Annotated in this window: 20 protein-coding genes; 5 read left to right on the forward strand and 15 right to left on the reverse strand. The window is 68.7% G+C overall.

What is annotated here, in order from left to right; all coding sequences use genetic code 11:
• Window positions 1–1,641 (forward strand): phosphoglucomutase (alpha-D-glucose-1,6-bisphosphate-dependent), encoded by a 1,641-nt coding sequence (gene pgm / locus ACTIFV_RS00140; protein WP_439590776.1) that lies wholly within the window; start codon window positions 1–3, stop codon window positions 1,639–1,641.
• Between the two features lie 105 nt (window positions 1,642–1,746).
• On the opposite strand, the gene ACTIFV_RS00145 is transcribed toward pgm, so the two are convergent.
• Together ACTIFV_RS00145 and ACTIFV_RS00150 are read right to left on the reverse strand one after the other, a co-directional pair.
• Entirely contained in the window at window positions 1,747–3,792 is a 2,046-nt protein-coding gene (locus ACTIFV_RS00145; RefSeq protein WP_439590777.1) for a hypothetical protein, read from the reverse strand.
• 139 nt (window positions 3,793–3,931) lie between these two features.
• Window positions 3,932–4,996: a LacI family DNA-binding transcriptional regulator gene (locus ACTIFV_RS00150; protein ID WP_439590778.1), complete on the reverse strand. Its 1,065-nt coding sequence runs from the start codon at window positions 4,994–4,996 to the stop codon at window positions 3,932–3,934.
• A 261-nt stretch (window positions 4,997–5,257) separates the two neighbouring features.
• On the opposite strand from ACTIFV_RS00150, the gene ACTIFV_RS00155 reads away from it, so the two are divergent.
• From ACTIFV_RS00155 to arfA (ACTIFV_RS00170), 4 genes are all read left to right on the forward strand, one after another.
• Window positions 5,258–6,613: an ABC transporter substrate-binding protein gene (locus ACTIFV_RS00155; protein ID WP_439590779.1), complete on the forward strand. Its 1,356-nt coding sequence runs from the start codon at window positions 5,258–5,260 to the stop codon at window positions 6,611–6,613.
• A 77-nt stretch (window positions 6,614–6,690) separates the two neighbouring features.
• On the forward strand, window positions 6,691–7,620 hold the full coding sequence (locus tag ACTIFV_RS00160; RefSeq protein WP_439590780.1) for a carbohydrate ABC transporter permease: 930 nt from the start codon (window positions 6,691–6,693) through the stop codon (window positions 7,618–7,620).
• Complete coding sequence (locus ACTIFV_RS00165) at window positions 7,617–8,543, forward strand: carbohydrate ABC transporter permease (protein WP_439590781.1); 927 nt, start codon at window positions 7,617–7,619, stop codon at window positions 8,541–8,543. Before ACTIFV_RS00160 ends, ACTIFV_RS00165 begins: the two co-directional genes overlap by 4 nt.
• A gap of 42 nt (window positions 8,544–8,585) precedes the next feature.
• On the forward strand, window positions 8,586–10,097 hold the full coding sequence (arfA, locus tag ACTIFV_RS00170) for an arabinosylfuranosidase ArfA (protein ID WP_439590782.1): 1,512 nt from the start codon (window positions 8,586–8,588) through the stop codon (window positions 10,095–10,097).
• Here the strand turns inward: arfA (ACTIFV_RS00170) and ACTIFV_RS00175 are convergent, their stop codons facing one another.
• The 13 genes from ACTIFV_RS00175 to ACTIFV_RS00235 form a co-directional block, all read right to left on the reverse strand.
• Complete coding sequence (locus tag ACTIFV_RS00175; RefSeq protein WP_439590783.1) at window positions 10,098–11,198, reverse strand: glycerate kinase; 1,101 nt, start codon at window positions 11,196–11,198, stop codon at window positions 10,098–10,100.
• Window positions 11,195–12,244, reverse strand: coding sequence for a LacI family DNA-binding transcriptional regulator (locus ACTIFV_RS00180; protein WP_439590784.1), 1,050 nt, complete (start codon window positions 12,242–12,244; stop codon window positions 11,195–11,197). The genes ACTIFV_RS00175 and ACTIFV_RS00180 overlap by 4 nt, the downstream gene beginning before the upstream one ends.
• Complete coding sequence (locus tag ACTIFV_RS00185; protein ID WP_439590785.1) at window positions 12,244–13,125, reverse strand: sugar phosphate isomerase/epimerase family protein; 882 nt, start codon at window positions 13,123–13,125, stop codon at window positions 12,244–12,246. Before ACTIFV_RS00185 ends, ACTIFV_RS00180 begins: the two co-directional genes overlap by 1 nt.
• A complete protein-coding gene (locus ACTIFV_RS00190; protein ID WP_439590786.1) occupies window positions 13,122–14,333 on the reverse strand; it encodes a dihydrodipicolinate synthase family protein in 1,212 nt (403 codons plus the stop codon). The genes ACTIFV_RS00185 and ACTIFV_RS00190 overlap by 4 nt, the downstream gene beginning before the upstream one ends.
• Window positions 14,334–14,336: 3 nt before the next feature.
• Window positions 14,337–15,542 (reverse strand): Gfo/Idh/MocA family protein, encoded by a 1,206-nt coding sequence (locus ACTIFV_RS00195; protein WP_439590787.1) that lies wholly within the window; start codon window positions 15,540–15,542, stop codon window positions 14,337–14,339.
• A 97-nt stretch (window positions 15,543–15,639) separates the two neighbouring features.
• On the reverse strand, window positions 15,640–17,148 hold the full coding sequence (arfA, locus tag ACTIFV_RS00200; protein ID WP_439590788.1) for an arabinosylfuranosidase ArfA: 1,509 nt from the start codon (window positions 17,146–17,148) through the stop codon (window positions 15,640–15,642).
• Between the two features lie 24 nt (window positions 17,149–17,172).
• A complete protein-coding gene (locus ACTIFV_RS00205; RefSeq protein WP_439590789.1) occupies window positions 17,173–17,835 on the reverse strand; it encodes a hypothetical protein in 663 nt (220 codons plus the stop codon).
• Between the two features lie 4 nt (window positions 17,836–17,839).
• Window positions 17,840–18,778 carry a carbohydrate ABC transporter permease gene (locus ACTIFV_RS00210; protein ID WP_439590790.1) on the reverse strand — a complete coding sequence of 313 codons (939 nt, stop codon included), beginning with the start codon at window positions 18,776–18,778 and terminating at the stop codon, window positions 17,840–17,842.
• Complete coding sequence (locus tag ACTIFV_RS00215) at window positions 18,775–19,740, reverse strand: carbohydrate ABC transporter permease (RefSeq protein WP_439591369.1); 966 nt, start codon at window positions 19,738–19,740, stop codon at window positions 18,775–18,777. The genes ACTIFV_RS00210 and ACTIFV_RS00215 overlap by 4 nt, the downstream gene beginning before the upstream one ends.
• Window positions 19,741–19,842: 102 nt before the next feature.
• Complete coding sequence (locus tag ACTIFV_RS00220) at window positions 19,843–21,129, reverse strand: ABC transporter substrate-binding protein (RefSeq protein ID WP_439590791.1); 1,287 nt, start codon at window positions 21,127–21,129, stop codon at window positions 19,843–19,845.
• Window positions 21,130–21,321: 192 nt separating this feature from the next.
• Window positions 21,322–22,236 (reverse strand): family 43 glycosylhydrolase, encoded by a 915-nt coding sequence (locus ACTIFV_RS00225; protein ID WP_439590792.1) that lies wholly within the window; start codon window positions 22,234–22,236, stop codon window positions 21,322–21,324.
• A complete protein-coding gene (locus ACTIFV_RS00230; protein ID WP_439590793.1) occupies window positions 22,233–23,357 on the reverse strand; it encodes a Gfo/Idh/MocA family protein in 1,125 nt (374 codons plus the stop codon). The genes ACTIFV_RS00225 and ACTIFV_RS00230 overlap by 4 nt, the downstream gene beginning before the upstream one ends.
• Complete coding sequence (locus ACTIFV_RS00235) at window positions 23,354–24,223, reverse strand: PmoA family protein (protein WP_439590794.1); 870 nt, start codon at window positions 24,221–24,223, stop codon at window positions 23,354–23,356. The genes ACTIFV_RS00230 and ACTIFV_RS00235 overlap by 4 nt, the downstream gene beginning before the upstream one ends.
• Window positions 24,224–24,244 lie beyond the last annotated feature (21 nt).

Raw genomic sequence — 24,244 nt, forward strand, 5'->3', positions numbered from 1 at the left:
ATGAGCCGCGCAGGACAGCCCGCCGAATCCTCCGACCTCATCGACATCGATGAGCTCATCTCCGCGTACTACGACCGAGTGCCCGATCCGACGGTGCCCGAGCAGCGCGTCGCCTTCGGCACGAGCGGCCATCGCGGCTCGTCACTGTCGACGAGCTTCAACGAATGGCACATCCTCGCCACGACGCAGGCGATCGTCGACTACCGGCGGTCGCAGGGCATCGAGGGTCCGCTCTTCCTCGGACGCGACACGCACGGGCTGTCGCTCCCGGCGGAGCGCAGCGCGATCGAGGTGCTCGTCGCCAACGGCATCGACGTCCGCGTCGACAGCCGGGATGCCTGGGTGCCGACCCCCGCCCTCAGCCACGCGATCCTGACCTACAACCACGGCCGGGCGCTGGACGACCGCGGCCGCTCCGACGGCATCGTGGTGACCCCGTCGCACAACCCGCCCCGCGACGGCGGGTTCAAGTACAACCCGCCCAACGGCGGACCCGCCGACACCGACGCGACCGGGTGGATCGCCGATCGCGCGAACGAGCTCATCGCCGCGAAGCTCGAAGGGGTCGCGCGCACGCCGTTCAAGGATCTCGACGGCGACGCGATCGGAGACTACGACTTCCGCGAGGGATACGTGGCGGACCTCGGCTCGATCATCGACCTCGACGCGATCCGCGAGGCGGGCGTGCGGATCGGCGCCGACCCCCTCGGTGGCGCCTCGGTCGAGTACTGGGCGCTCATCGGCGAGAAGTACGGACTCGACCTGACGGTCGTGAACCCCGACGTGGATCCCACGTGGAGGTTCATGACGCTCGACTGGGACGAGAAGATCCGCATGGATCCGTCGTCGCCGTCGGCGATGGCCTCGCTCGTCGAGCGCCGGCACGAGTACGACATCCTGACGGGCAACGACGCCGACGCCGACCGGCACGGCATCGTGACGCCCGATGCGGGCCTCATGAACCCCAACCACTACCTCGCGGTCGCGATCGACTATCTCTACTCGCACCGCGAGGGGTGGCCGACGGATGCCGCGGTCGGCAAGACCCTCGTGTCGTCGATGATCATCGACAAGGTGGTGGCGGCGCTCGGCCGCAAGCTCTACGAAGTGCCGGTCGGGTTCAAGTGGTTCGTGCCCGGGCTGCTCGACGGCTCGATCGCGTTCGGCGGCGAGGAGTCGGCCGGCGCCTCCTTCCTCCGCCGCGACGGCTCGGTCTGGACGACCGACAAGGACGGCATCCTGCTGTGCCTGCTCGCCGCCGAGATCCTCGCCGTGACGGGCAAGACTCCCTCGCAGCGTTACGCCGAGCTCGAGGCCGAGTACGGCTCATCCGCCTATCAGCGAGTCGATGCGCCGGCCACTCCCGCGCAGAAGGCGCAGCTGGCTCGCCTGGCTCCCGAGGCGGTCGCCGCGACCGAGCTCGCGGGAGAGCCCATCACGGGCAAGCTGTCGCACGCGCCGGGCAACGGCGCCGCGATCGGCGGGCTGAAGGTGCAGACCGAGCACGCGTGGTTCGCCGCGCGCCCCTCGGGCACGGAGGACGTCTACAAGCTCTACGCCGAGAGCCTGCGCGGGCCCGAGCATCTCGCCGAGGTGCAGGCCGAGGCCCGCGCGGTCGTGTCGGAGGCTCTCGGCGCGTAGCCCGCAGCATCCACCCGCGTCGTCGAACCCAACCACTCTCGCCGAACCCACGCAGTTCTGTCGACGAAAGCGGGTGGGTCCGCGCGAAGTGAGTGGGTTCGGGGGCTACCAGGCGATCGCGGCCTCCCAGACCTTCACATAGTGCTCGGCGCCCGACATGAGCTGCTGCTTCAGCAGGGGGCCGTCGGCACCGGCGGCATGGACGACATCCACCGTCCAGTCCGCCTGCAGCCCGTACGTCGCGACGCCGTCGACATTGACGTCGTACGTGCGCTGTCCGACGGTGTACTTGCCGAGCGTCACGCCGTTGAGCGCCGTCAGCGGGTAGACGACGGGGTCGGATGCCGCACCCGCCCGTGCCGCCGCCTGCGCGCCGAGCCCGTTGACATCCGAGCCGAAGCCGTACGCGGGGATCGCGCCGGGTGCCGCGGCGGCACGGTTCTCGCGCCACTCGTCGACGAAGCCCTCGCGTCCGCCCTGGTCGAAGGCCGCGTTCGCGTACGAGCCGACGAAGCCGCCGACGTTCGCGATGCGGGCGATCATCGAGCGGTCCGACCACGTGTGCGACGTCAGCACACCCGGGTACCCGCGCTGTTCGGCCAGCTGCAGCACGGCGTCCGCCGTCTTGACGCTCATGTGGTCGATGTTGATCATGATGCCGCGGTCCATGGCCCGATCGACGAGGTAGCGGCCGAGATCGGTGAGGCCTCGGATGTTGCACACCGGTCCGTTCGGATACACCGGCACGATCGTTCCGGCCGGCAGTCCGGATGTCGAGAGCAGACCGGCGACGAGGTCGCTGCGGAGGGGCTGCTCGTTGTCGTGCGCCGCCGTCGGGCACGACTCGACCTGCCAGAAGTTGCCCGTCGACACCTTGTTGCCGATGTTGACCGCGGCACCCTGCGTACCCGAGTCGAACCGCGTGCCGCCGAAGGCGTTGTCGAACTTGTGGACGGGGTAGATGTTGCTGACACCCCACGACTGGATCTCGTCGAGCCCGGCGTCGATCTGCGCCGTCGTGCACTGCGGCGCGTCGAGGATCTGCCGGCAGCCGAACAGCTCGGAGTTCTCGACGCCGACGATGACGGCGAGTTTGCCCTGAGCGGCGATCGCGCGCACGTCCGCCGGCGTCTTGGCGATGCGGAAGAAGCCCTTGCCCGGCCCGCCCGACTGCGCGTCGATGTAGTCCTGCATGTCGACGAGGTACTGCGCCTGCAGCCGGAGCTGCTCCATCTCGTCGCAGCTCGTGACCTTCTCGGGGTAGACCTCGCAGATCACGCGGTTGGCGACGAGGAGGGCGTTCATGACGCGCTCGCCGGACTGCCAGGTGCGCTGGATCCCCTTCCAGTACGCCTGCTCGTGCAGGAGCGTCGTGGGGGTCGGCCAGTCCTTGAACGTCGGCCAGCCCTTGTAGTCCATGAACGGGTCGGTTCCTGCGATCAGCGCACCCGTGTATCCGGAGGCCCCGATCGCGGAGTGGGAGAGGCATCCCTTCAGTGCCTCTTCGACGCCACCGGGGTGGAACGGCGTGCCGCAGCGCATCTTGCCGCCGAAGCCCACCGCGGCCGTGATGTGCGTGTGCGCGTCGATGAAGCCGTTCAGCGTGCCGTCGGCGTTCACCGCGGGCTGCGGCGTGCCCGACACGTTGGTCGCTACGTCGGCGACCCCCGCGCAGCCGGTCGCCGGGACGAACGTGAACGTGCCGTTCGCGGCGACGAGTCCGCCGAGGAAGGAGCCGATGCGCTTGCCGTAGTTCGTCGCCGTGATCTGGTACGTCGACCCGTCGCGGGTGATCGTCCAGTCCGCGCGGTCGCCGTAGCGCGAGCCCGGCATGACGGTGTTGACGACGCTCAGGTACAGCACGCCGCCTCTGTGATCGATGAGGCGGTACCGCCCGAGGTCGGTCGCCTCGAAGCGCACCTTGGTCGCGGCCGACGCCGAGCCGTTCGTGCCGTAGCCGACCGAGCCGCGCGTCACGTAGTTGTTCGTGCCGGATCCGACGCGCAGGACGGCGCACGTGTCGTCGAGATCGTTCGCGGGCGCGGGGGCCGCGTGCGCCGCCGTCAGCGGGGCGATGATGAGCGCGGCTGCAGCCGCGACGGCGATCAGGGTGCGGCGAAGGCGGGCTGTCGATGAAGTGCGGGGGGTCACTGTTCCTCCTCGAACGGCATTGTGCGAGATGTTCCGGACCCTATCCCTCCGCTGTGAGGGCGTGCGGAAACTCTGTCGCGTCGGGACAGACAGCGTCCGCCGGGTTGGTGGGGTTCCTACAGCGAGCGGCGGGCGCTGGTCACAGCGAATCCGCAACCTCGAGCGTGGCGCCCACGGCGGTCGACTCGCGCTCCACGATCGAGAACTCCGGCTTCAGGGTGCGAGGCGGCCGTCGGGTGCCCTTCTCGTTGATGCGCTCGACGAGGAGCTCCACCGCCATCTCGGCGATAGCCGCCCGGCCGGTGTCGACAGAGGTCAGCGACGGCAGCGAGAAGCGCGCCTCGTCGATGTTGTCGAAGCCGATGACGGCGACGTCCTCGGGGACTCGGAGACCCTCCTCGCCGAGAGCCCGCAGCACCCCGAGCGCGAGCGTGTCGTTGAGCGCGAAGACGGCGTCGAAGGACACCTCGTCGGCGAAGAGATGGCGCATGGTGGCGAGCCCGGACTCGCGGCTCCAGTGCCCGCTCCCGCGCACCAAGCGAGGATCGAAACGGATGCCGGCGGCTTCGAGACCGCGTCGATAGCCGAGAAGGCGCAGACCTGCAGAACTGATGTCATCGGCATCGCCGGTGCTCGCGCCGACGAGCGCGATGCGTCGGCGGCCGAGAGCGACCAAATGCGCGACGGCCGCCTCGGCCGATGTCGTGTTGTGCATCGTGACGTGGTCGGTCGGTCCGCCGAAGATGCGTTCCCCCAGAAGCACCAGGGGGAACGGGACGTCGAGCACGTCGACGTCCTCCTGCCCGAGGGCGACGGGGCTGAAGAGCAGTCCGTCGATGAAGCGACGCGGTCCGCCCGATACAGCGAGGATCTCGCGGGATCTCTCCTCGCTCGTCTGCTCCACAACGACCCCCAGGCCGCGTCTCTCAGCGGCACGGATGACGGAGTCGGCGAGCTCAGCGAAGTAGTTCTCACGAAGCGCGGGGACGGCGAGGCCGATGATCCCCGTGCGCCCCGAACGCAATCCGCGCGCCGAAAGATTGGGCCGGTAGTCCAGTTCGGCGATAGCCCTCTCGACGCGGTCACGCGTGTCGCGGCTGACGTGCGGATAGTCGTTGACGACGTTGGAGACGGTCTTGATCGAGACGCCGGCCGCGCGGGCGACATCGTGCATCGTCGCACCCATCGCTTTCCCCCCGTCCACGCGATTCCGCAACTCTAGCGCCCACGGAGCCCACGGCCGCGACGCTCCCGCCGTCTTCGCGATAGAGCGCGAGGACGGTGGCGCACGTCGATCCTCTGAGATCTTGACATGCACGAGCTGCGCTGGGATCCTCGGTGTACAACGTTGATATACAACGTTGTACACCAGGGCCAGCACATCAAGGAAGAGCTGCTGAAAGTTCCGAATGCTCGCAACGTGGTGTTGCACCGACAGAGAAGTCCAGCATCCGAAAGGAACACCGTGAAGACGAAACCAGTCATTGCTGCGGGGGCGATTCTCGCTCTCGCGGCCGCGCTCGCCGCGTGCACCGGCGGCGGGGACGAAACCACCGACGGCGGGAACGACGCGACGAACTGCACCAACACGATCTCCAAGACCGACGCTCCCGTCGTGACGATGTGGGCGTGGTATCCGAACATGGAGACGGTCGTCGACAACTTCAACGCCGACAACGACGACGTCCAGGTCTGCTGGACGAACGCCGGCGCCGGCGGAGACGCCTACGACAAGTTCCAGACCGCCATCTCTGCGGGCAGCGGCGCGCCCGACGTCATGATGATCGAAGCCGACCGCGTGCCCGCCTTCCAGATCCAGGAGGCGCTCGTCGACCTCACCGATCTGGGCTACGAGGACGTGAAGGACAACTTCAGCGAAGGCGCGTGGAAGGACGTGTCGGTCGGCGACGCCATCTACGGAGCTCCGGTCGACGGCGGTCCGATGGGGATGATCTACCGCACCGACATCTTCGAGCAATACGGTCTCACCGCTCCCACCACCTGGGCTGAGCTCGAGACGACGGCGCAGGCACTGAAGGACGCGGGCGGACCGGTCTTCGCCAGCTTCGCGGCCAACCAGCCCGCGACGGCCACGGCGTACTTCTACGGAAACGGCGCCGAGCCGTTCACGTACGACCCCTCGGCCGAAGGCGAGATCGGGATCAACCTGAACAGCCCCGAGATCAAGGAGGTCCTCGACTACTGGGACGGCCTCGTCGACAAGGGCCTGGTGGGCACCGAAGACCAGTTCACCCCCGAGTACATCGCCGGCGTGATCGGCGGAGACTACGCCACCTACCTCTCGGCGGCGTGGGCCCCGGGATACCTCCAGGGAGCCGGAGTCGGCGAAGGCGCGGATGCCGGCGTGTGGGCCACCGCCCCGATGCCCCAGTGGGACCCCGACAATCCGATCGCCATCAACTGGGGCGGTTCGGCCTTCGTGGTGAGCAGCCAGGCGCAGAACCCCGAACTCGCCGCCAAGGTGGCCTTCGGCGTCTATGCGGATCAGGCGTCGCTGGATGAGGGCTGGCAGGACCAGATCATCTTCCCGCTGAACGTCGACGTGCTCGACTCGACGGAGTTCCAGGACTACGAGGTGCCCTTCTTCAGCGGCCAGCAGGCCAACAAGGAGGTGTACGTCCCGGCGGCCAACGCCTACACGGGCATGACGTACACGCCGCTCGGACAGTACTACTACTCTGCGCTGACGAACCAGATCGCCGCCATCATCGATGGCTCCGCGACCGGCTCCGAAGCAGCGGATGCCCTCCAGGCGGATGTGGTGGCCTACGCCGAGGAGCAGGGGTTCACCGTCAAGTGACCCCGAACCCGGGGGCCGGCCCGCGCTCGCGCCGGCCGGCCCTCGGGTCGTTCCCTTCACACACTGGAGAAGAAATCATGACCACCACGCTCGAAGACGTCGCCATCCCGACGAAGCGCCGCAGGTCTACCGCAGCCCGCCAGAACCTGATGGGCTGGCTCTTCGTCGGGCCGTTCGGGATCGTCTTCCTCGCCCTCCTCGTGCTCCCGATCGGCTACGCCCTCTACTTGAGCATGTTCCAGAAGTCGCTGATCGGCGGCACGAAGTTCGTGCTGTTCGGCAACTACGCGAAGGCCTTCACCGACCCGTCGTTCCTCGACGGCGTCTGGTTCGTCATCAGGTTCTCGCTCGTGCTCATCCCCCTGCAGATGGCCGTCTCGCTGGCGATCGCTCTCATCCTCGACATCGTGGTCACCCGCTACGCCCGCTTCTCACGACTCATGATCTTCCTGCCCTACGCGATCCCGACCGTGATCGGCGCGCTCATGTGGGGGTTCCTCTACAGCGACAACTTCGGCCCGCTGGCCGAGATCTTCGAGGCCTTCGGCCAGCAGGCCCCGGATTTCCTCAGCTCGAGCCTGATCTTCTACGGCCTGCTCAACATCGTGACGTGGCAGTGGGCGGGCTACTACATGATCATCATCTACGCGGCATTGCAGGGCATCGATCCGACGCTCTACGAGGCTGCTCGCATCGACGGCGCCTCGCAGTGGCAGATCGTCCTGCGGATCAAGATCCCGCTCCTGACCCCGGCGCTCCTGCTGATCCTCGTCTTCGCGCTCATCGGAACACTGCAGTTCTTCAACGAGCCGCAGATCCTCCAACAGCTCGCCGCAGGTGCGATCCCGAACGACTTCACCCCGAACATGTACGCCTACCAGCAGGCGTTCTCGCTCGCGAACTACAACTACGGCGCGACCATCTCGTTCGCTCTGGGTGCCGTGGTGTTCGTGTGCGTGTACATATTCCTGTTCGCGACCCGCAAGCGAGGGAGCTTCACCTCATGAGCGTCACGCCCATCGAGCGCACCGACGCACGCCGCTCGCCCCGCAAGGGCCTGGAGCGCCGCACGTCGCCACGCAAGCCGGCACGCGTGCCCCTGAACATCGTGCTCGGGCTGCTGATGCTGTACTTCCTCATCCCGTTCTGGTGGCTCATCGTCAACAGCTCCAAGAGCTCGGCCGGTCTGTTCGGCGGAGGCAGCTCGCTGTGGTTCGCCGACGACATCAACTACGTCCAGAACTTCATCGACCTGTTCACCTACGGGGGCGGCATCTACGCGCGGTGGCTCGCCAACTCGGCGCTGTACGCGCTCGTCGGCGGCATCGGCGCTACGGCGCTGGCCGTCCTCGCCGGCTATGGACTGGCGAAGTACAGCTTCGCCGGCCGGCGTTTCTCGTTTGCGATCCTGCTGGGCGCGGTCATGGTGCCCACGACGGCGCTCGTGATCCCGACGTTCGTGCTGTTCGCTCAGGTGGGGTGGACGAACACGATCTGGGCGGTGATCTTCCCGACACTCCTCAATCCGTTCGGGGTCTACCTCATGAACGTCTACGCGCGCGACGCGGTTCCCGACGAGCTGCTCGACGCCGCACGCGTGGACGGGGCGGGAGAGTTCCGCTCGTTCGTCCAGGTCGCCCTGCCGCTCCTGCGGCCCGCCATCGTGACCGTGCTGCTGCTGTCGGTCGTCGCGTCGTGGAACAACTACTTCCTACCGCTCGTCATGCTGTCGGACAACCGGCTGTTCCCCGTCACGGTGGGCATCGGCCTCTGGCAGTCGACGGCGTCCACGTACGGCGCGGCCGGCGGTCAGAGTCTGTGGAGCATCATCGTGCTCGGCTCGCTCGTCTCGGTGATCCCGCTCATCATCGCGTTCCTCACGCTCCAGCGCTACTGGCGAGGTGGGCTCGCCATCGGGAGCCTCAAGTAGCACCGCCCGCCCCCGTCTCCACGACTACTCGAGAAGAGGACCATGATCTCCGCACGTCTCACCATCGACCCGCACTTCGTCGTCGGGCCCATCAACCGCCGACTGTTCGGGTCGTTCGTCGAGCACCTCGGGCGCTGCGTCTACGACGGCATCTACGAGCCCACGCACCCCCGAGCCGACGACTCGGGCTTCCGGACGGACGTGATCGACCTCGTGAAAGAGCTCGGGGTCGCGACGATCCGCTACCCCGGCGGCAACTTCGTCTCGGGCTATCGTTGGGAGGACGGGGTCGGACCGCGCGCTGAGCGCCCCCGTCGGCTGGATCTCGCGTGGCACTCGACCGAGACGAACGAAGTGGGCCTCGACGACTTCGCGCAATGGTCGCGCACCGTCGGCAGTGAACTGATGTACGCCGTGAACCTCGGCACCCGCGGGGTGCAGGAGGCCCTGGATGTCCTGGAGTACGCGAACCATCGTTCGGGGACCGCACTTTCGGATCAGCGTGTGGCCAACGGCGCCACCGAGCCGCACAACGTGCGGATGTGGTGCCTGGGTAACGAGATGGACGGTCCCTGGCAGCTCGGCCACGGGACGGCGCGAGACTATGCGAGGCTCGCATCCAAGACCGCCCGGGCCATGCGTCAAGTCGACCCCGACCTGGAGCTCGTGGTCTGCGGCAGCTCTGGCGCCCAGATGCCGACTTTCGGCACGTGGGAGCGCGTCGTGCTGGAGGAGACGTACGACGACGTCGACTTCATCTCGTGCCACGCGTACTACGAACCGGTCGATGACGACTACGGCAGCTTCCTCGCGTCAGCGGTCGACATGGATCGCTTCATCGACTCGGTTGTCGCGACCGCCGATCACGTCAAGGCCGTCCGCGGCAACGACAAGACGATGCGCATCTCGTTCGACGAGTGGAACGTCTGGTATCAATCGCGATATCGAGACGTCGACAAGATCACGTCCGTGGACCAGTGGCCTGTCGCTCCGCGGCTCCTGGAGGACTCGTACTCGGTGATGGATGCCGTCGTGTTCGGCAACCTCCTGATCTCCCTCATCCGCCATGCCGATCGCGTCACCTCGGCGAGTCTCGCGCAGCTGGTCAACGTCATCGCACCGATCATGACGGAGCCAGGAGGGGACGCTTGGCGCCAGACGACGTTCTTCCCCTTCGCGGTGACGTCGCGCCTTGCGCGGGGAAGCGCACTCGAGCTCAAGCTCGAAAGTCCCACGTACGAGACGGGGATGTACGGGCCTGTCTCGGTCGTGGACGCCGTCGCGACATTCGACGGTGCGAGCGGTCAGACAGCGGTGTTCCTCGTCAACCGCAGTCTCGACCAAGACGCCACGGTCACCGTCGACATCTCGAGCCTCGGGCCGGTCTCTGTCGGCGAGACCTACATGATCCATGACGAGGACATCCACGCCGCGAACACCTTCGCAGACCAGACTCGCGTGCAGCTGCGGGACAACGACTCCGTAGACATCTCGAGCGGAACCCTGACAGTCAGCCTTCCCCCGGTGTCCTGGACGGCGGTGACGCTCCGCTGATCAGTTCGCGGCGTCGAGCGCGGCCGCGAGTTCGGCGCCTGCGACGCGCAGCCAGTGCGCGGGGTCTGCGAGAGCGGCAGCGGGCGAGCCCGCGAGAGCCGTGAGGGAGACGGATGCCGCGAACGCCGAAGTGTCGGCATCCGCAGCGATGCGTCCTGCGACCAGTCCCGCCCGCGTGCCCGTCTCGGCCGCGATCGCGGCGACCTGAGCGGGGGCCTTGCCGCCCGCCGACTGCGCGTCGAACGAGCCTTCGCCCGTGATGACGATGGATGCCTCGGCCACCGCCGCGCGCAGGCCGATCAGGTCTGCGACCTCGGCCGAGCCGGGCACGAGCGACGCACCCCACGCGAGCAGGGCGAAACCCGTCCCCCCGGCGGCGCCGGCGCCCGGCGTCGCCGGGTCGACGTCGATCAGACGAGCGAGGGAAGCCAGCGCGGCATCGGCATCGGCGATCCCGACGGCATCCAGACCCTTCTGAGGCCCGAACACCGCCGCGGCCCCTGACGGGCCGAGGAGGGGATTCGTGACGTCGGACAGCACGAGCACGCCGCCTGCGGGCGCTGGGCGAAGACCGCCGAGGTCGATCCGAGCGATTCGGGCGAGCCCCCGAGCGCCTTCCGGCGCATCGCGACCCTCCCCGTCGAGGAACCGTGCGCCGAGGGCTGCCAGCAGGCCGGTTCCGCCGTCGGTCGACGCGCTCGAGCCGATGCCGAGGACGAGTCGGGTCGCCCCCGCATCGAGTGCCGCCGCCACGGCCTGCCCGAAGCCGAGAGTGTGGGCGTCCCAGGGGAGCCGACGATCGCCCAGCAGCTCGATGCCGGAGGTCGAGGCGAGCTCGACGACGGCGGTGCCGTCGGGCAGCCGGAGCCACGAAGCATCCATCGTCGCTCCGTCGGGCCCCGTCACGACGACCGGCATGCGGGTCGCGCCGGGAACGGCCGCGGCGAAGGCGTCCAGGGTTCCCTCGCCGCCGTCCGCCATCGGGAGCAGCACGGCGTCGTCGTCGGGCCGCACGTCGGCCCACCCCTCGGCGAGAGCGGCCGCCGCCGCGGTCGCGGCGATGGAGCCCTTGAAGCTGTCGGGGGCGAAGACGACCGTCATCGCGGGGGCGTGCTGTCGCGCAGCTCCACCGAGAGCTCGAGCGCCGCGGGATCGACCGTCCAGTCCGCGTCGACGGCGGCGCGCAGCGTCTCGTGGCCGACGGCCTCGAGCGGCACCCGCACGGTGGTGAGCGCGGGCGTGACGTCGCGGCCGGTGGGGATGTCGTCGAATCCCGCGAGCGCGATGTCGTGACCCACGGAGCGTCCGGCGGCGCGGATCGCGGCGAGGGCGCCGATCGCGACGACGTCGTTGACACCGAACACGAGGGTCCCCGGCTCGATCCCGTCCTCCAGCGCCTCGTGCATCAGACGCTCACCCGAATCGCGGGTGAAGCCCCCGCGGTAGACGCGCGGCGGCTCACCGCCCCCCGAGGTGAAGCCCTCGGTGAAGCCCGCGACGCGATCGTCGGAGGTGCGCATGCCCGCGTACGCCGCGAGGATGACCGCCCTGCGGTAGCCGAGTCCCGCGAGGGACGAGGCGAGCGCACGCGCCCCCGCGAGGTTGTCGATGATGACGGTGCGGACGTCGTCGATTCCGCGACCCAGCGCGACGATGCGGCCGCCGGATGCGGCCAGTGCGTCGAGCTCCTGCTGGAGCTCGGGCGTCGTGCCGCCCGTCGTGCGCGATGCCGCGAGGATGAGCCCCCGGGGTCGCTGGCCGCGCAGGGCCCGCACGAGCCGGACCTCGCGGTCGGGATCGCGCTCGGTGATCGCGATCGTGACGATGAGGCCCGCCTCGTCGGCGCCGCGTGCGACACCCGAGGCGATCTGGCCGAAGTAGGGGTCGGCGATGTCGGCCACGAGCAGCGCGATGATCCCCGACGTCCCGCGAGCCGTCGCCTGCGCGGAGAGGTTCGCGCTGTACCCGAGGCGGGCGGCGGCGGCCTCGACGCGCTCGCGGTAGGACTCCGCCACTTTGCGGGTCGAGCCGTTGAGCACCCGTGAGGCGGTCGCGAGCGACACCCCCGCCTCGCGCGCCACGTCGTGCAGGGTCGCGGCGACGCCGCGGGGGCGCTCGCGACCGGCGTCGACGGTGGTCTCGGACATCAGGCCGAGTCTAGGGCGGCAGAGAGGTGTGGTGAGACGACCTCGCCGAATGCCGAGGCGGTGCGGCGTACGACTTCGGCGGGGTCGGCGGCCCAGATGTCGGCGTGGAAGATCTCGACTTCGATGTCTCCCGTGTAGCCCGCGGCTTCGACGGCCCGGGTCAGCGAGGCGAAGTCGATCACGCCGTCACCCGGGTAATGGCGGCTGAGAAGGACGTCGGCGGGCAGCGGTGTCTTCCAATCGCACACCTGGTACGTGGCGATCCGGCCCTCGCGTCCGGCGCGGGCGATCTGGGTGTGGACATCCGGATCCCAGAAGACGTGGAACGTGTCCACTGTCGCTCCGACGACCGACGCATCGAAGTCGGCCGCGATGTCGAGCGCCTGGCCGAGGGTCGACACGACGGCGCGGTCGGTGACGTACATGGGATGCAGCGGCTCGATCGCGAGCGTCACCCCGGCGGCCGCGGCATCCGGAGCCAGTTCTCCGATCGCGTCGCGGACGCGCTCGCGCGCGCCGACGAGATCGCGCGAGCCGTCCGGCAGCCCCCCGGCGACGAGCACGAGGATCGCGGTGGATCCCTCGGCACCGGCCGCGGCGAGCGTCGCGGTCTCGTCGATCGCGCGGCGGTTGTCGTCGAGTGCCGCGACGCGCGCGGCGCCGTCGGGAACCGTGAAGAACCCGCCGCGGCAATGGGTGGTGACACGCAGTCCGGAATCGGTCAGCATGCGGGCCGCCGTGTCGAGACCGACCTCGTTGACCGGCTCCCGCCAGAGGCCGATGGCCTGGACACCGGCATCCGCCGTCACCCGCAGTGCCGTGGCGAGGTCGGCGCGCTTGATCGTGGCCTGATTGATGGACAGGCGCGGGTCGACGGTCATGAGAGCACCCCCGGGATGTCGATTCCGGACTGGCGGAGCATCCCGTGCCAGCGGGCAGCGGCGAGCTCGGGCTGCTCGAGCGCGTGCGACGCGTTCGCGAGTTCGACGATGCGGCTGAGGTGGGACAGGCTGCGGGCCGAGTGCAGGCCCGCCACCATCTGGAAAGCGGGCTGGTGACCGTTGAGCCACGAGAGGAAGGCGACTCCGGTCTTGTAGTAGAAGGTCGGCGCCGCGAAGATCTGGCGGCTGAGCTCCTCCGTCGGGCCGAGGATCGCGAGGTAGCGCGCCGGGTCGCCCGCATCGAGCGCCTGGATCGCCGCGGAGGCGACGGGGGTGAGGGCGGCGAACGCGCCGAGCAGGGCGTCGGAGTGCTGACGAGAGGATGCCGGGTCGCGCTCGGGCTGCGCCGCCTCGGGCACGTCGGCGCCGGCGATGAGGCCGACGTAGTTGAAGTCGTCGCCCGTGAACATGCGCACGCCCTCGGGCAGGCGCTCCCGCACCGAGACCTCGGAGGCGGCATCCAGCAGGCTCATCTTGACGCCCGACACCGCGCCCGGGTTCTCGGCGATGATCTCGAGCAGCACCTCCGACGCGAGTCGCCAGTCGCTCGAGCCGAAGTAGCCCTCGAGCGACGGATCGAACGCGGTGCCGAGCCAGTGGAGGACGACCGGGACCGTCGCGGATCTCAGGACCTCGCGGTACACGCGGCGGTAGTCGTCGGCGGACTCGGCGACGCGGGCGAGGTGCCGCGAGGCCATCAGCACGGGACCGGCGCCCTGTTCCTCGGTGAAGTGCAGCTGCTCCCTGTACGCGTCGACAACTTCGCCGAGAGAGAGGTGCTCGGCCTCGACATGGTCGGTGTTGACGCCGACGACGACGGAGCCGCCCGCTTCGCGCGCGACCTGCGCCGATCGGGAGATGAGCTCGCGGGTGGCCGCGGCATCCAGCCCCATGTTCCGCTGCGCCGTGTCCATCGCGTCGGCGACCCCGAGGCCCCACGAGTAGACCGAGCGGCGGAAGTCGAGCGTGGCGTCCCAGTCGACCTGCGCCGGCTGTCCGGGAGTGTTGTCGCCCCACGTCACGGGTACGACGTGGGCTGCGGCGTAGGCGACACGCGACCGGAGCGGCCCGGTCGGCTTCGCGAAGTCCGGTGCGCCGGCGAGCTCGACGCGCGAGACGACGCCGTCGGCCGAGAGGAGGTGCAGCATGCGTCAGTCCAGCGACAGCGTCGGCAGGGCGATCTTGCGACCTTCGCGGCTCGACTGCAGTCCGGCTTCGGCCAGCTGCACCCCGCGCGCACCCGAGAGCAGGTCGAATTCGTAGGGGGTGTCGAGCACGTAGGACTCGAGGAACTCCTCCCACTGCTGGCGGAACCCGTTCTGGAAGACGTCGTTCACCGGCACGTCCGCCCAGTCGGCGTCGTAGTCGTGGTCGTCGGCGAGGTCCGGGTTCCACACCGGCTTGGGCGTCTGATTGCGGTGCTGCACCTTGGCGCCGAAGAGGCCCACGACGGCAGAGCCGTGCGTCCCATCGACGTGGAACTCGACGAGCTCGTCGCGGTTGACGCGCACGGTCCACGAGGAGTTGATCTGGGCGACGATGTCGCCCTGCTCGCTCGACAGCTCGAAGATGCCGTAGGCGGCGTCCTCGGCCGTGGCGGTGTAATGCTCGCCGTTCTCGTCCCAGCGATCGGCGATGTGCACGGCGGCCTGCGCGTAGACCGAGGTCACTTCACCGAAGAGGTTCTCGAGCACGTAGTTCCAGTGCGGGAACATGTCGACGATGATTCCGCCGCCGTCTTCGGCACGGTAGTTCCAGGACGGTCGCTGCGCGGGCTGCCAGTCCCCCTCGAAGACCCAGTAGCCGAACTCGCCGCGCACCGACAGGATGCGCCCGAAGAAGCCCGAGTCGATGAGCCGCTTGAGCTTCTGAAGGCCCGGCAGGTAGAGCTTGTCGTGCACGACGCCGGTCTTCACGCCCGCCGCGGCGGCGAGGTTCGCGAGCTCGAGGGCCTCTGCGGCCGTCTCCGCCGTCGGCTTCTCGGTGTAGATGGTCTTGCCGGCGGCGATGGCCCTGCGCAGCGCCGAGGAGCGCGCCTTCGTGACGAGGAAGTCGGCGTAGATCTCCCACCGCGGGTCGGCGAGCGCGGCATCCAGATCCGTCGTCCAGTCCTCGATGCCGTGCTTCGCGGCGAGGTCGGCGAGCTTCGCCTCACTCCGCCCCACGAGGAGCGGCTTGACCGTGACCTTCGTGCCGTCGGACAGCTCGATACCGCCCTGGTCGCGGATGGCGAGGATCGACCGCACGAGGTGCTGGCGGTAGCCCATGCGGCCCGAGACGCCGTTCATGATGATGCCGATCTCGCGCACGTCGGGGCGCGTCTCGGCGGGGGTTGCGGCGAGGGTCGTGTCGGTCACGGCGTCTGCTTTCTCGAAGGACCCGAGATAATCGGGTAAACGTTTTCCAATAGTGAATCACAGGATCGGGAGAACGCGCAAGCGCTTTCCGAACGGCTCAGGCGAACCGGAGGGCCGCCCAGCTGACGGGCGGCAGAACGGCCGTGAGAGTGGATGCCTCGAGCGTCGCGCCGTCGATGGGTCGCACGCCGACGCGCTCAGGGTCGGCGAGCGTGTTCGCGGCGTACGGGTCGTCCTCGTGGAGCAGATGCGACTCCACCAGTGCGAGATCCTCGCCGAAGGCCGACAGGTCGATGCGCAGGTCCGCGGCATCCGTCGTCGACCGATTCACGACGAAGAGCGAGACTCCCCCGTCGTCGACGGTCGCGACGGCGTTGACGTTCGGGACCTCGCCGAACTGCGCACTGGCGAACGTGCCGGTGTCGACGGGAACGCGGATCGCGCGCTCACCCGCGAGGCGCGAGGTGATCGAGAAGGGGAAGAACGTCGTCTGACGCCAGGCGATCCCGCCGGGCTCGGTCATGATCGGGGCGATGACGTTCACGAGCTGGGCCAACGACGCCGAGCGCACGCGATCCGCGTGCTGCAGCAGGGTGATGAGCAGATCTCCGAAGACGACGGCGTCGAGGGCGTGGTACTGATCCTCGAGCTGACGGGGAGCGACGGGCCACTCGTCGGGACCGTAGGTGACAGCCTGCTCGTCCCACTTCGAGAGGTACCACACGTTCCATTCGTCGAACGAGAGCATGATGCGCTTGTCGCTCTTCTTCACGGCCGCGACGTGATCGGCCGTCTCGACGACCGACTCGATGAACTTCGACATGTCGACCGCAGAGGCGAGGAACTCCTGGGCGTCGCCGTCGCGCTCCTGGTAGTAGGCGTGGCACGAGATGAAGTCGACGTCGTCGAACGTGTGCTCCAGCACGGTGCGCTCCCACGATCCGAACGTCGGCATGCTCCGACCCGACGAGCCGCATACCACGAGCTCGATCGAAGGGTCGAGCTGCCGCATCCCCTTCGCCGTCCGCGACGCGAGCTTTCCGTAGTCGTCGGCGTTGCGATGACCGAGCTGCCACGGACCGTCCATCTCGTTGCCGAGGCCCCACATCTTCACCGCGAACGGAGCGGGACGCCCGTTGGCCGCGCGCTCCGCGGTGCGCGTTGTCGCGACCGACGTGTTGGCGTACTCGAGCAGGTCGAGAGCCTCGGCGGTGCCGCGCGTGCCGAGGTTGACGGCGAGCATGAGGTCTGACCCGACCTTGTCGAGCCAGTCCTGGAACTCGTGCAGGCCGACCTGGTTGGTCTCGGTCGCGTGCCAGGCGAGGTCGAGCCTTCTCGGGCGCTGGTCTTTCGGGCCGACGCCGTCCTCCCACCGATAGCCCGAGACGAAGTTGCCGCCCGGGTAGCGGATCGTGCTCACGCCGAGCTCGCGGACGAGTGCGACGACGTCGGCACGGAATCCATCGGCATCCGCGGTCTCATGACCCGGTTCGAAGATGCCGTCGTAGATATGACGGCCGAGGTGCTCGACGAACCCGCCGAAGACGCGGCGATCGATGTCGGCGATCTCGGCCCGGGGATCGATGCGGGCGCGGGTGATCGTCATGGTCGCTTCCTTCATGAAGACGGATCAGTGGATGCGGCGGCGCGGCCGCTGCGGGACGGCCACGACGGCCAGGGCCGTGCAGCCGATCGCGGCGATGAACAGGGGTGGGAGCACCCACGTGAGTACCACGACGAAGACGGCCGTCGCGAGCAGATACACGACTCCCACGATGTCGGCACGGGCTGCCGCGGGCACCGTCCGCAGTGCGGCACGCCAGCCGGTCTCGGGCGACCAGGACCCGGCGGCGAGGAGGACCGCGATCGCCACGGATGCCAGCCCGGCCCAGCCGACGATCTCGATCGCGACTCCGCCCGGGAGGAATCCCGAGCGGGCGAGGTCGATGTCCAGGAGCAGGATGCCGGCGAGGATCGCCGCGACGATTCCGACGACGGCCCCGCCGAGGGCACCGCGCAGGGTGTCGCGCCAGAATCCGGCGACGGGGGCGTGCTCGGCGGCGATGAATCGACGCATGTGCCGGATGCCCGCCGCGAGAGCCGCGGGCAGCGTCACCACCGGGAGCGAGGCGACCGTGATGAGAAGACCGATGAGGAGCACCTCGCCCAGGAGGGCGAAGGCCGCCGTCGCACCGGGGAACCGGGCGGGCGGGCGCTCGTCGATCGTGGGTCCCGACCCGTCGCGGTCGGCACGGACGGCGGCGCGATAGGCGCTCCTGGTCGTCGTGGCCACGCGCTCAGCCTTTCAGACCCTGAGTGGCCACGCCGTCGACGAGGAAGCGCTGGAAGACGAGGAAGAACAGCAGCACCGGGACGAGCGCGAGGAACGACGCCGTGACGGTCGCGCCGTAGTCGCTCGACGACGACTGGTCGACGTAGAGGCGGAGAGCGATGGGGAGCGGGTAGTTCTCGGGGCTGGTGAGGTAGAGCAGCGGCCCGAGGAAGTCGTTCCACGCCCAGATGAACGCGAAGATCGAGCACGTGATCAGTGCCGGCCGCACGAGGGGCAGGATGATCGACCAGAAGATGCGGATGTGACCGGCGCCGTCGATGCGGGCGGCCTCATCCATGTCGCGGGGCATCTGACGCATGAACTGCACGAGCAGGAACACGAAGAACGCTTCGGTGGCGAGGAACTTCGGCAGTAGCAGCGGCCAGAACGTGTCGACCATGCCCAGATTGTTGAACAGGATGTACTGCGGGATGATCACGACGTGGAACGGCAGCAGCAGCGTCCCGATCATCGCGGCGAACAGGATGCCGAGACCCTTGAACTGGATGCGGGCGAACGCGTAGGCGGCCAGCGCTGACGAGAGCACCGTGCCGATCACCGAGCCGACGGCGATGATGAACGAGTTGAGGAAGAACTTCCACAGCGGGATGCCGGCGATGCCCTCGAGGACCTTGACGTAGTTGTCGAGCGTCGGGCTGTTCGGCACGAGCCCCATGTTCTGGCCGAACTCGGCGTTGGGCTTGAACGTCGACAGGAGCAGCCACACGAGCGGGTAGAGCACGACAGCCGTGATCGCGAGGAGGACGACGAACCACACCACGGTCTGCCAGGTCTTGCGCTTCACGCGTCGGCGCGGCGCGACGACTGCGGGCTTGCTGTCGGGGTCGGTCTGGTTCTCGGTGAGGATCAGCGCATTCTCGCCGAAGGAGGATGTGGTGGTCATCGAGTGTCTCCCGAGTAGTGGACCCAGCTTCTCTGGGTGCGGAAGAGGATGAAGGCGATGATGGCGACGACCACGAGCAGCACCCAGGCGATGGCCGCGGCGTAGCCCATCTGTCCGTCGCTGAAACCGCGCTTGTAGAGGTAGAGGGTGATGAAGTTCGTCATTCCCGCCGGGCCGCCGGAGCCGTTGCTGATGATGTACGCGGAAGAGAACACCTGGAACGCGCCGATGAGGCCGAGCAGGAGATTGAAGAAGATGACGGGCGACAGCAGCGGCACGGTGACGGCGCGGAACCGGTGGAGCGCACCGGCGCCGTCCATCTCGGCCGCCTCGTAGAGCTCTTTGGGGATCTGCTTGAGGCCCGCGAGGAAGATCACCATCGTGGCGCCGAACTGCCAGATCGCCAGGAGGATCATCATCGGCAGCACCAGCGACGGGTTGCCGACCCAGCCGCCCAGATCGATGCCGAAGATCGAGAGCGAGTTGTCGACGGGCCCGTCGGCGGAGAACATCGCCCGCCAGACGATCGCGACCGAGACCGACCCGCCGATCAGCGACGGCGCGTAGAACGCGGAGCGGAAGAACCCGGCCCCGCGGTCGCGGTAGTTGAGCAGCATCGCGACCAGGAGAGCCGCGATCAGAGTGATCGGCGTGCCGACGAGCACGTAGATCAGAGTGATCTGCGCGGACTGGATGAACGCCGGATCGCTCGTGAACATGCGGACGTAGTTGTCGAACCCGATCCACTTGGGCGGGGCGAAGATGTTGTAGCTCGTGAACGACAGGTACAGCGAGTACGCCATCGGGATGATCGTGAGGCCGAAGAAGCCGATCAGCCACGGGATCAGGAAGCCGTAGCCGGCGAGGGTCTCTTTGCGTGACCGGGCCCGGGCTCCGGGACGGTCGTAGTGCTCCGGGCGGCTCTTGCGGAAGATCGACGTGCGCGAGGGCTTTCCCGTCACGATGACTCTTGTCGCAGTGGTGTTGCTCACGTCGACTCTCCGATCCGTGGGGCAGGTGGTGTTCCGGACCCGGGTGGGACTGCACCCGGGTCCGGAAAGGCGTTACTGGTTGAGGACGACGTCCATCTCAGCGAAGAACTGCGTGACAGCGTCCTCGACCGTGATGGTGCCGAACCCCAGCTCGGTGCCGAGCTGGCGGAACTTCTCCTCCAGCGTGCCGTACCCGACGATCGGCACGGGCGGGGCGTCGCCGAGGCGGTCGGCGATCGACGCCTCGTAGTCGCGCACCTGCTGGCTGAGCGGATCCAGGTCGGCGCCTTCGAGAGCCGTCTCGGAAGCCGGGAGCCCGCGGTTGGTTCCGAAGATCTCGCCCGACTTCGGGGAGTTGACGAGGAAGTTCACCAGCGTCGCCGCAGCCTCGGGGTGCTCGGTCTTGGCCGAGATCGTGTGCAGCATCGAGGGCTTCAGGTAGAGGTCCTTCGCGCCTTCCTTCGTGACGGGCGGCGCGACGAGACCGATCTCGTCGATGCCGAGATTCGCGAGGTAGCCCGCGCCGAAGTTGTCCCACGTGAGCTCGGATGCCGTGATGCCGGCGTCGAACCCGGACTTGGGGAGAACTTCTTCGAGGCGCTGCTGCGGGGCGCCGATGCCGTCGCGGAAGTCCGCTCCCGACTCCCAGAACTCGGTGAGGCGCTGCTCGTCGAAGCCGGGCTCGCCCTCCTCGCTGAAGAGGTAGGACCCCTCGGAGCGCAGCTGGATCTCGAAGTTCTGGATGCGGCCGGTGTAGTCCGTGCCGCCCCACGTCGCGCCGCCGAGGGCATCGGTGATCTCGCCGGCCCAGTCGGTGTAGTCCTGCCAGTCGCCCGCGAACTCATCCACGCCCGCCTGCTCGAGCAGATCGGGGTTCGTGAAGAGGCCCCACGCGTTGGTCGACGTCGCGATGCCGTAGGTGACGTCGCCGACGACGCCGATGCCGAGGATGTTTTCGGGCAGGGGGTCGGTCTCGATGATGTTGCCGAGGTACGGGTCGAGGTCCAGGAGCAGGTTGTTCTGCGAGTACTGACGCAGGTACGAGTAGTCGAACTGCATGACATCGGGCAGGTTGCCGCCGGCGGCCTCGGTCTGGCGCTTCTCCCAGAACTCGGGGAAGCCGAGGAACGAGGTGTTCACCGTGATGTTCGGGTACTCCTCGTTGAACGCGGCGATCGCCTCGTTGTAGAGCTCTGCGCGTACATCGTTGCCCCAGAATGCGAGGTCGAGCGTGACCTTCTCGTTCGGGTCGAATGTCGGGGCCGTGTCGGGTGCATCGCCGCCGGCGCAGCCGGCGAGTGCGAGGGCGGCGCCGGTCGCGATGGCGATGCCGGCGAGTGCCCGCTTCTTGCTGAACATCCTTGTCCTCTCTTTCGAACGTCTGCGTTCTGTGCTCCGCGAGACGTTCGTCGTCCGTGTGTGCGGTGTGCGCGCTTCATGTGGTGCGTGCTTCCGAGGGATGCGGGAAAGCGCTTGCCGGCAACCGTACTATGCGATGAATCGTTTCGCAAGCGGATAGTGGAAAACGTTTCCCCGCAGTGACGGAACCCGTCATCCGGGCGTCAGCACACCGCTTTCGACCGTGAGCCGCGTGCGATGGACGGCGCAGCGCCGATCTTCGATCTCGCCCGCGCCGACTCCCTTCTCAGGATGCCCGAAGTAGTAGAACCAGACGGCATCGCCGTCGCGGACGGCGGCGCCGTGATGGCCGAACCCCGGACAGGGGACACTCCCCTCACCCAGGATGACGGCATCCCGATCCCCCTGCCTCGTCCAGACCTGGGCGTCGTCCGACCGGTAGACGGCCATCCCCCGCCACTCGTCGACGACCATCCACCACACCCCGGCGAGCTCGAACGCGCAGGGTCCTTCGTGCGCGCGCCCGCCGATCGCGATCCCCTCCACCAGCCAGCCGTCGAGGTCGTCCGAGGACGCGACCATCGTCACGGACTCGGCCGCTTCGTCCTTGTACCACAGGCGCCAGCGTCCGTCGGGGGTGCGGGCGACGCAGGCGTCGATGACCCGGTCGCTCGAGAGCCGGAGCGCGCCGATGCGCTGCCACGATCTCAGGTCCGTGGAGCGGTACTCCACGATCTCGCGCGCGAAACCGGGCCACCGGTCGGGCACACCGTCGATCTCGGTGAGGTACATCCGCCACTGCACGCCGTCGTGGACGACCTCGGGCGCCCAATGCGTGCGGTCGACCTCGACCGGGGGCGGTCCCGCGCGCAGGGCGAGGCCCGCGGCATCCGGCTCCAGCGTCCCCGCGTACGCCCACGCGATCCCGTCGGTCGAGCGCGCGACGCCGACACGACTGCCGTGCACCCACGCGACGCCCGGCCCCGGATCGGGATGCGTCGCCCGGCGCTGCGTGTAGAACATCCACCATCCGTCGTCGGCGATCACCACGAGCGGGTCGGTCGCGCCGTCGTAGACGGGATCGCGGTACAGCTCGGCTGCCGTCATCGGCCGTCTCGCGCGGGGAGCGGCCGGGAGCGCCCCACTGCGCGCATGTCGGTGACGGGACTCGCGAACGAGCGACGATGGGTCGGATGCCGCGCGATGTCGGCGGGCGTGATGACCGCGCCGTCGGCGGCCGCCGAGGCGTAGATGGCCGCGACGATCTCGAAGGAGCGCGACGGATCGGACGCCGTGTCGGGCAGGGCTTCACTCGCGAGGAGGGCATCGAACACGTCGCGCAGGAGCGGCGCGTGGCCGCTGCGCTCCTCCGCCCCCGGCATCGCCCACGACTGCGCGTCGACGTCGGACCCCGGCGCGGGAGTGATCGACCAGTTCTCGTGCCCGTGTCCGTAGAGGTGGTCGACGGTGATCGTCGCCTTCTGCGTGTCGATCCGGATCGAACTCGTCTCGCGCGGCGATACGGCGCTCGTCGTGATCTGGGCGACGACGCCGTTCGCGAACGTGACGGTCGCCGTCGAGGCATCCTCGGTCTCGGTGTCGCGATCGAGCCTCCAGAGGCGTCCTTGCACGCTCGCCCAATCCCCCAGCAGGTAGGAGAGCAGGTCGATCTGATGGATGCCGTGCCCGAGCGTCGTGCCGCCGCCCTCGGTCTGCCATCGGCCGCGCCACGGCACCGCGAAGTACTCGGCGTCGCGATACCAGAGCGTCTCGCACACGGCGATCAGCGGCCGGCCGAGCGAACCGTCCCGAAGCAGGCGCCGCGCGTGGGCGGCCGCCGTACCCGTGCGCTGCTGGAAGACGACCGCGAGTCGCCGATCCGCGGCGTCCGCCGCCGCGCGCATCTCGTCCAGGTCGTCGAGAGACGACGCGGGGGGCTTCTCGACGACGACGTGCGCGCCCGCGGCGAACGACGCGAGCACCTGACCGTGGTGAGCGCCCGGCGGCGTGCAGACGAGCACGACATCCGGATGCTCCGCCGCCAGCAGACCGTCGAGATCGTCGTACACGGACGCCACCCCCCACGTCGCGGCGAAGAAGTCCGCAGCGTCGCGCGAGTGATCGGTCACGGCGACGAGATCGGCCCGAGGGTGTGCTGCGACGGCTTCCGCGTGCAGCCGGGCGACGGAGCCCGTGCCCACGAGGGCGACGCGCAGGATCGTTGTCATGAGGACTCCTCGTCGGGGTCGATGGATGCGGCGGCCCGCAGCCGCTCGGCGAGCAGCGCGTGGCGGGCCACCTCTCGATCGCCGACGATCACGGCCGCGGACAGCAGGATCGTCTCGTTCGGCGCGAGCACGGTCTCCTCGAAGAAGAACGGCGCCGAGGCGAGTCCGGCGTAATCGGCGCTGCGCGCGAACCACGGCGCCTCCGGATCCCCCGCCATGAGCACTCCGACGTCACCCGCGACAGCGGCGAGCCACGGAGAGCGCCTGCCTCGCGCGGTGTCGTCGACGCGTCCCGACGGCCCTTCGATGGCGCAGTCGGTGAAGGAGGACGCGCCGCGCCAGAATATGCCGGCGTATCCCGCATCCGGGCGACCCTTCGTCGTGGGTGAGCCCAGGGCGAGCGCCGCGCCCGATGCATTGCGCAGAGAACTGCACCATGTGAGCGCCCAGGTCGCGTCATCCACGATCCGCACGCCCACCGTCCGTCGCTCCGTGAGCACGAGTTCGCCGCGTTCGGCGATCCATTCCAGTCGCTCGTCGATGCCGGGCGAGGGGGCGAAGGAGCGGTGCACCTGCGCACCGTTGTTCGGCAGCTGCATGTAGCCCTCGCCGGCGACGAAGGTGGGTCCACCCCAGAAGTTGTGCGGCCCCACGTTGGGCAGGGCGAGCGAGAGACCTTTGTGCCACACGTGGTCGGCCGGCCGATACGCGGTGACGTCCGCTCCCGTGCGCGTGCGCAGCAGCGCGTAGGGGCGGGGCGACTCGACAGCGGCATCCGTCGGCGCGAAGACGTAGTCGAGGAGCACGGTGTCACCGTCCCGCACGACGACGCGATCGTGCGTGCGCTCGAATGTCGGCGTCGTCATCGCGGGGCCTCCTCGCCTTCC

The organism is Microbacterium sp., assembly GCF_051860965.1.
Taxonomy (GTDB): domain Bacteria; phylum Actinomycetota; class Actinomycetes; order Actinomycetales; family Microbacteriaceae; genus Microbacterium.

Bases quoted from the DNA above. Each gene is read 5' to 3' on its own strand.
- arfA (WP_439590788.1), bottom strand. From the start codon at position 17,148: ATGACGATCACCCGCGCCCGCATCGATCCCCGGGCCGAGATCGCCGAC.
- ACTIFV_RS00210 (WP_439590790.1), bottom strand. From the start codon at position 18,778: ATGACCACCACATCCTCCTTCGGCGAGAATGCGCTGATCCTCACCGAG.
- ACTIFV_RS00190 (WP_439590786.1), bottom strand. From the start codon at position 14,333: ATGCTGCACCTCCTCTCGGCCGACGGCGTCGTCTCGCGCGTCGAGCTC.
- ACTIFV_RS00180 (WP_439590784.1), bottom strand. From the start codon at position 12,244: ATGTCCGAGACCACCGTCGACGCCGGTCGCGAGCGCCCCCGCGGCGTC.
- ACTIFV_RS00225 (WP_439590792.1), bottom strand. From the start codon at position 22,236: ATGACGGCAGCCGAGCTGTACCGCGATCCCGTCTACGACGGCGCGACC.
- pgm (WP_439590776.1), top strand. From the start codon at position 1: ATGAGCCGCGCAGGACAGCCCGCCGAATCCTCCGACCTCATCGACATC.
- ACTIFV_RS00220 (WP_439590791.1), bottom strand. From the start codon at position 21,129: ATGTTCAGCAAGAAGCGGGCACTCGCCGGCATCGCCATCGCGACCGGC.
- ACTIFV_RS00235 (WP_439590794.1), bottom strand. From the start codon at position 24,223: ATGACGACGCCGACATTCGAGCGCACGCACGATCGCGTCGTCGTGCGG.
- ACTIFV_RS00185 (WP_439590785.1), bottom strand. From the start codon at position 13,125: ATGACCGTCGACCCGCGCCTGTCCATCAATCAGGCCACGATCAAGCGC.
- ACTIFV_RS00160 (WP_439590780.1), top strand. From the start codon at position 6,691: ATGACCACCACGCTCGAAGACGTCGCCATCCCGACGAAGCGCCGCAGG.
- ACTIFV_RS00175 (WP_439590783.1), bottom strand. From the start codon at position 11,198: ATGACGGTCGTCTTCGCCCCCGACAGCTTCAAGGGCTCCATCGCCGCG.
- arfA (WP_439590782.1), top strand. From the start codon at position 8,586: ATGATCTCCGCACGTCTCACCATCGACCCGCACTTCGTCGTCGGGCCC.
- ACTIFV_RS00230 (WP_439590793.1), bottom strand. From the start codon at position 23,357: ATGACAACGATCCTGCGCGTCGCCCTCGTGGGCACGGGCTCCGTCGCC.
- ACTIFV_RS00165 (WP_439590781.1), top strand. From the start codon at position 7,617: ATGAGCGTCACGCCCATCGAGCGCACCGACGCACGCCGCTCGCCCCGC.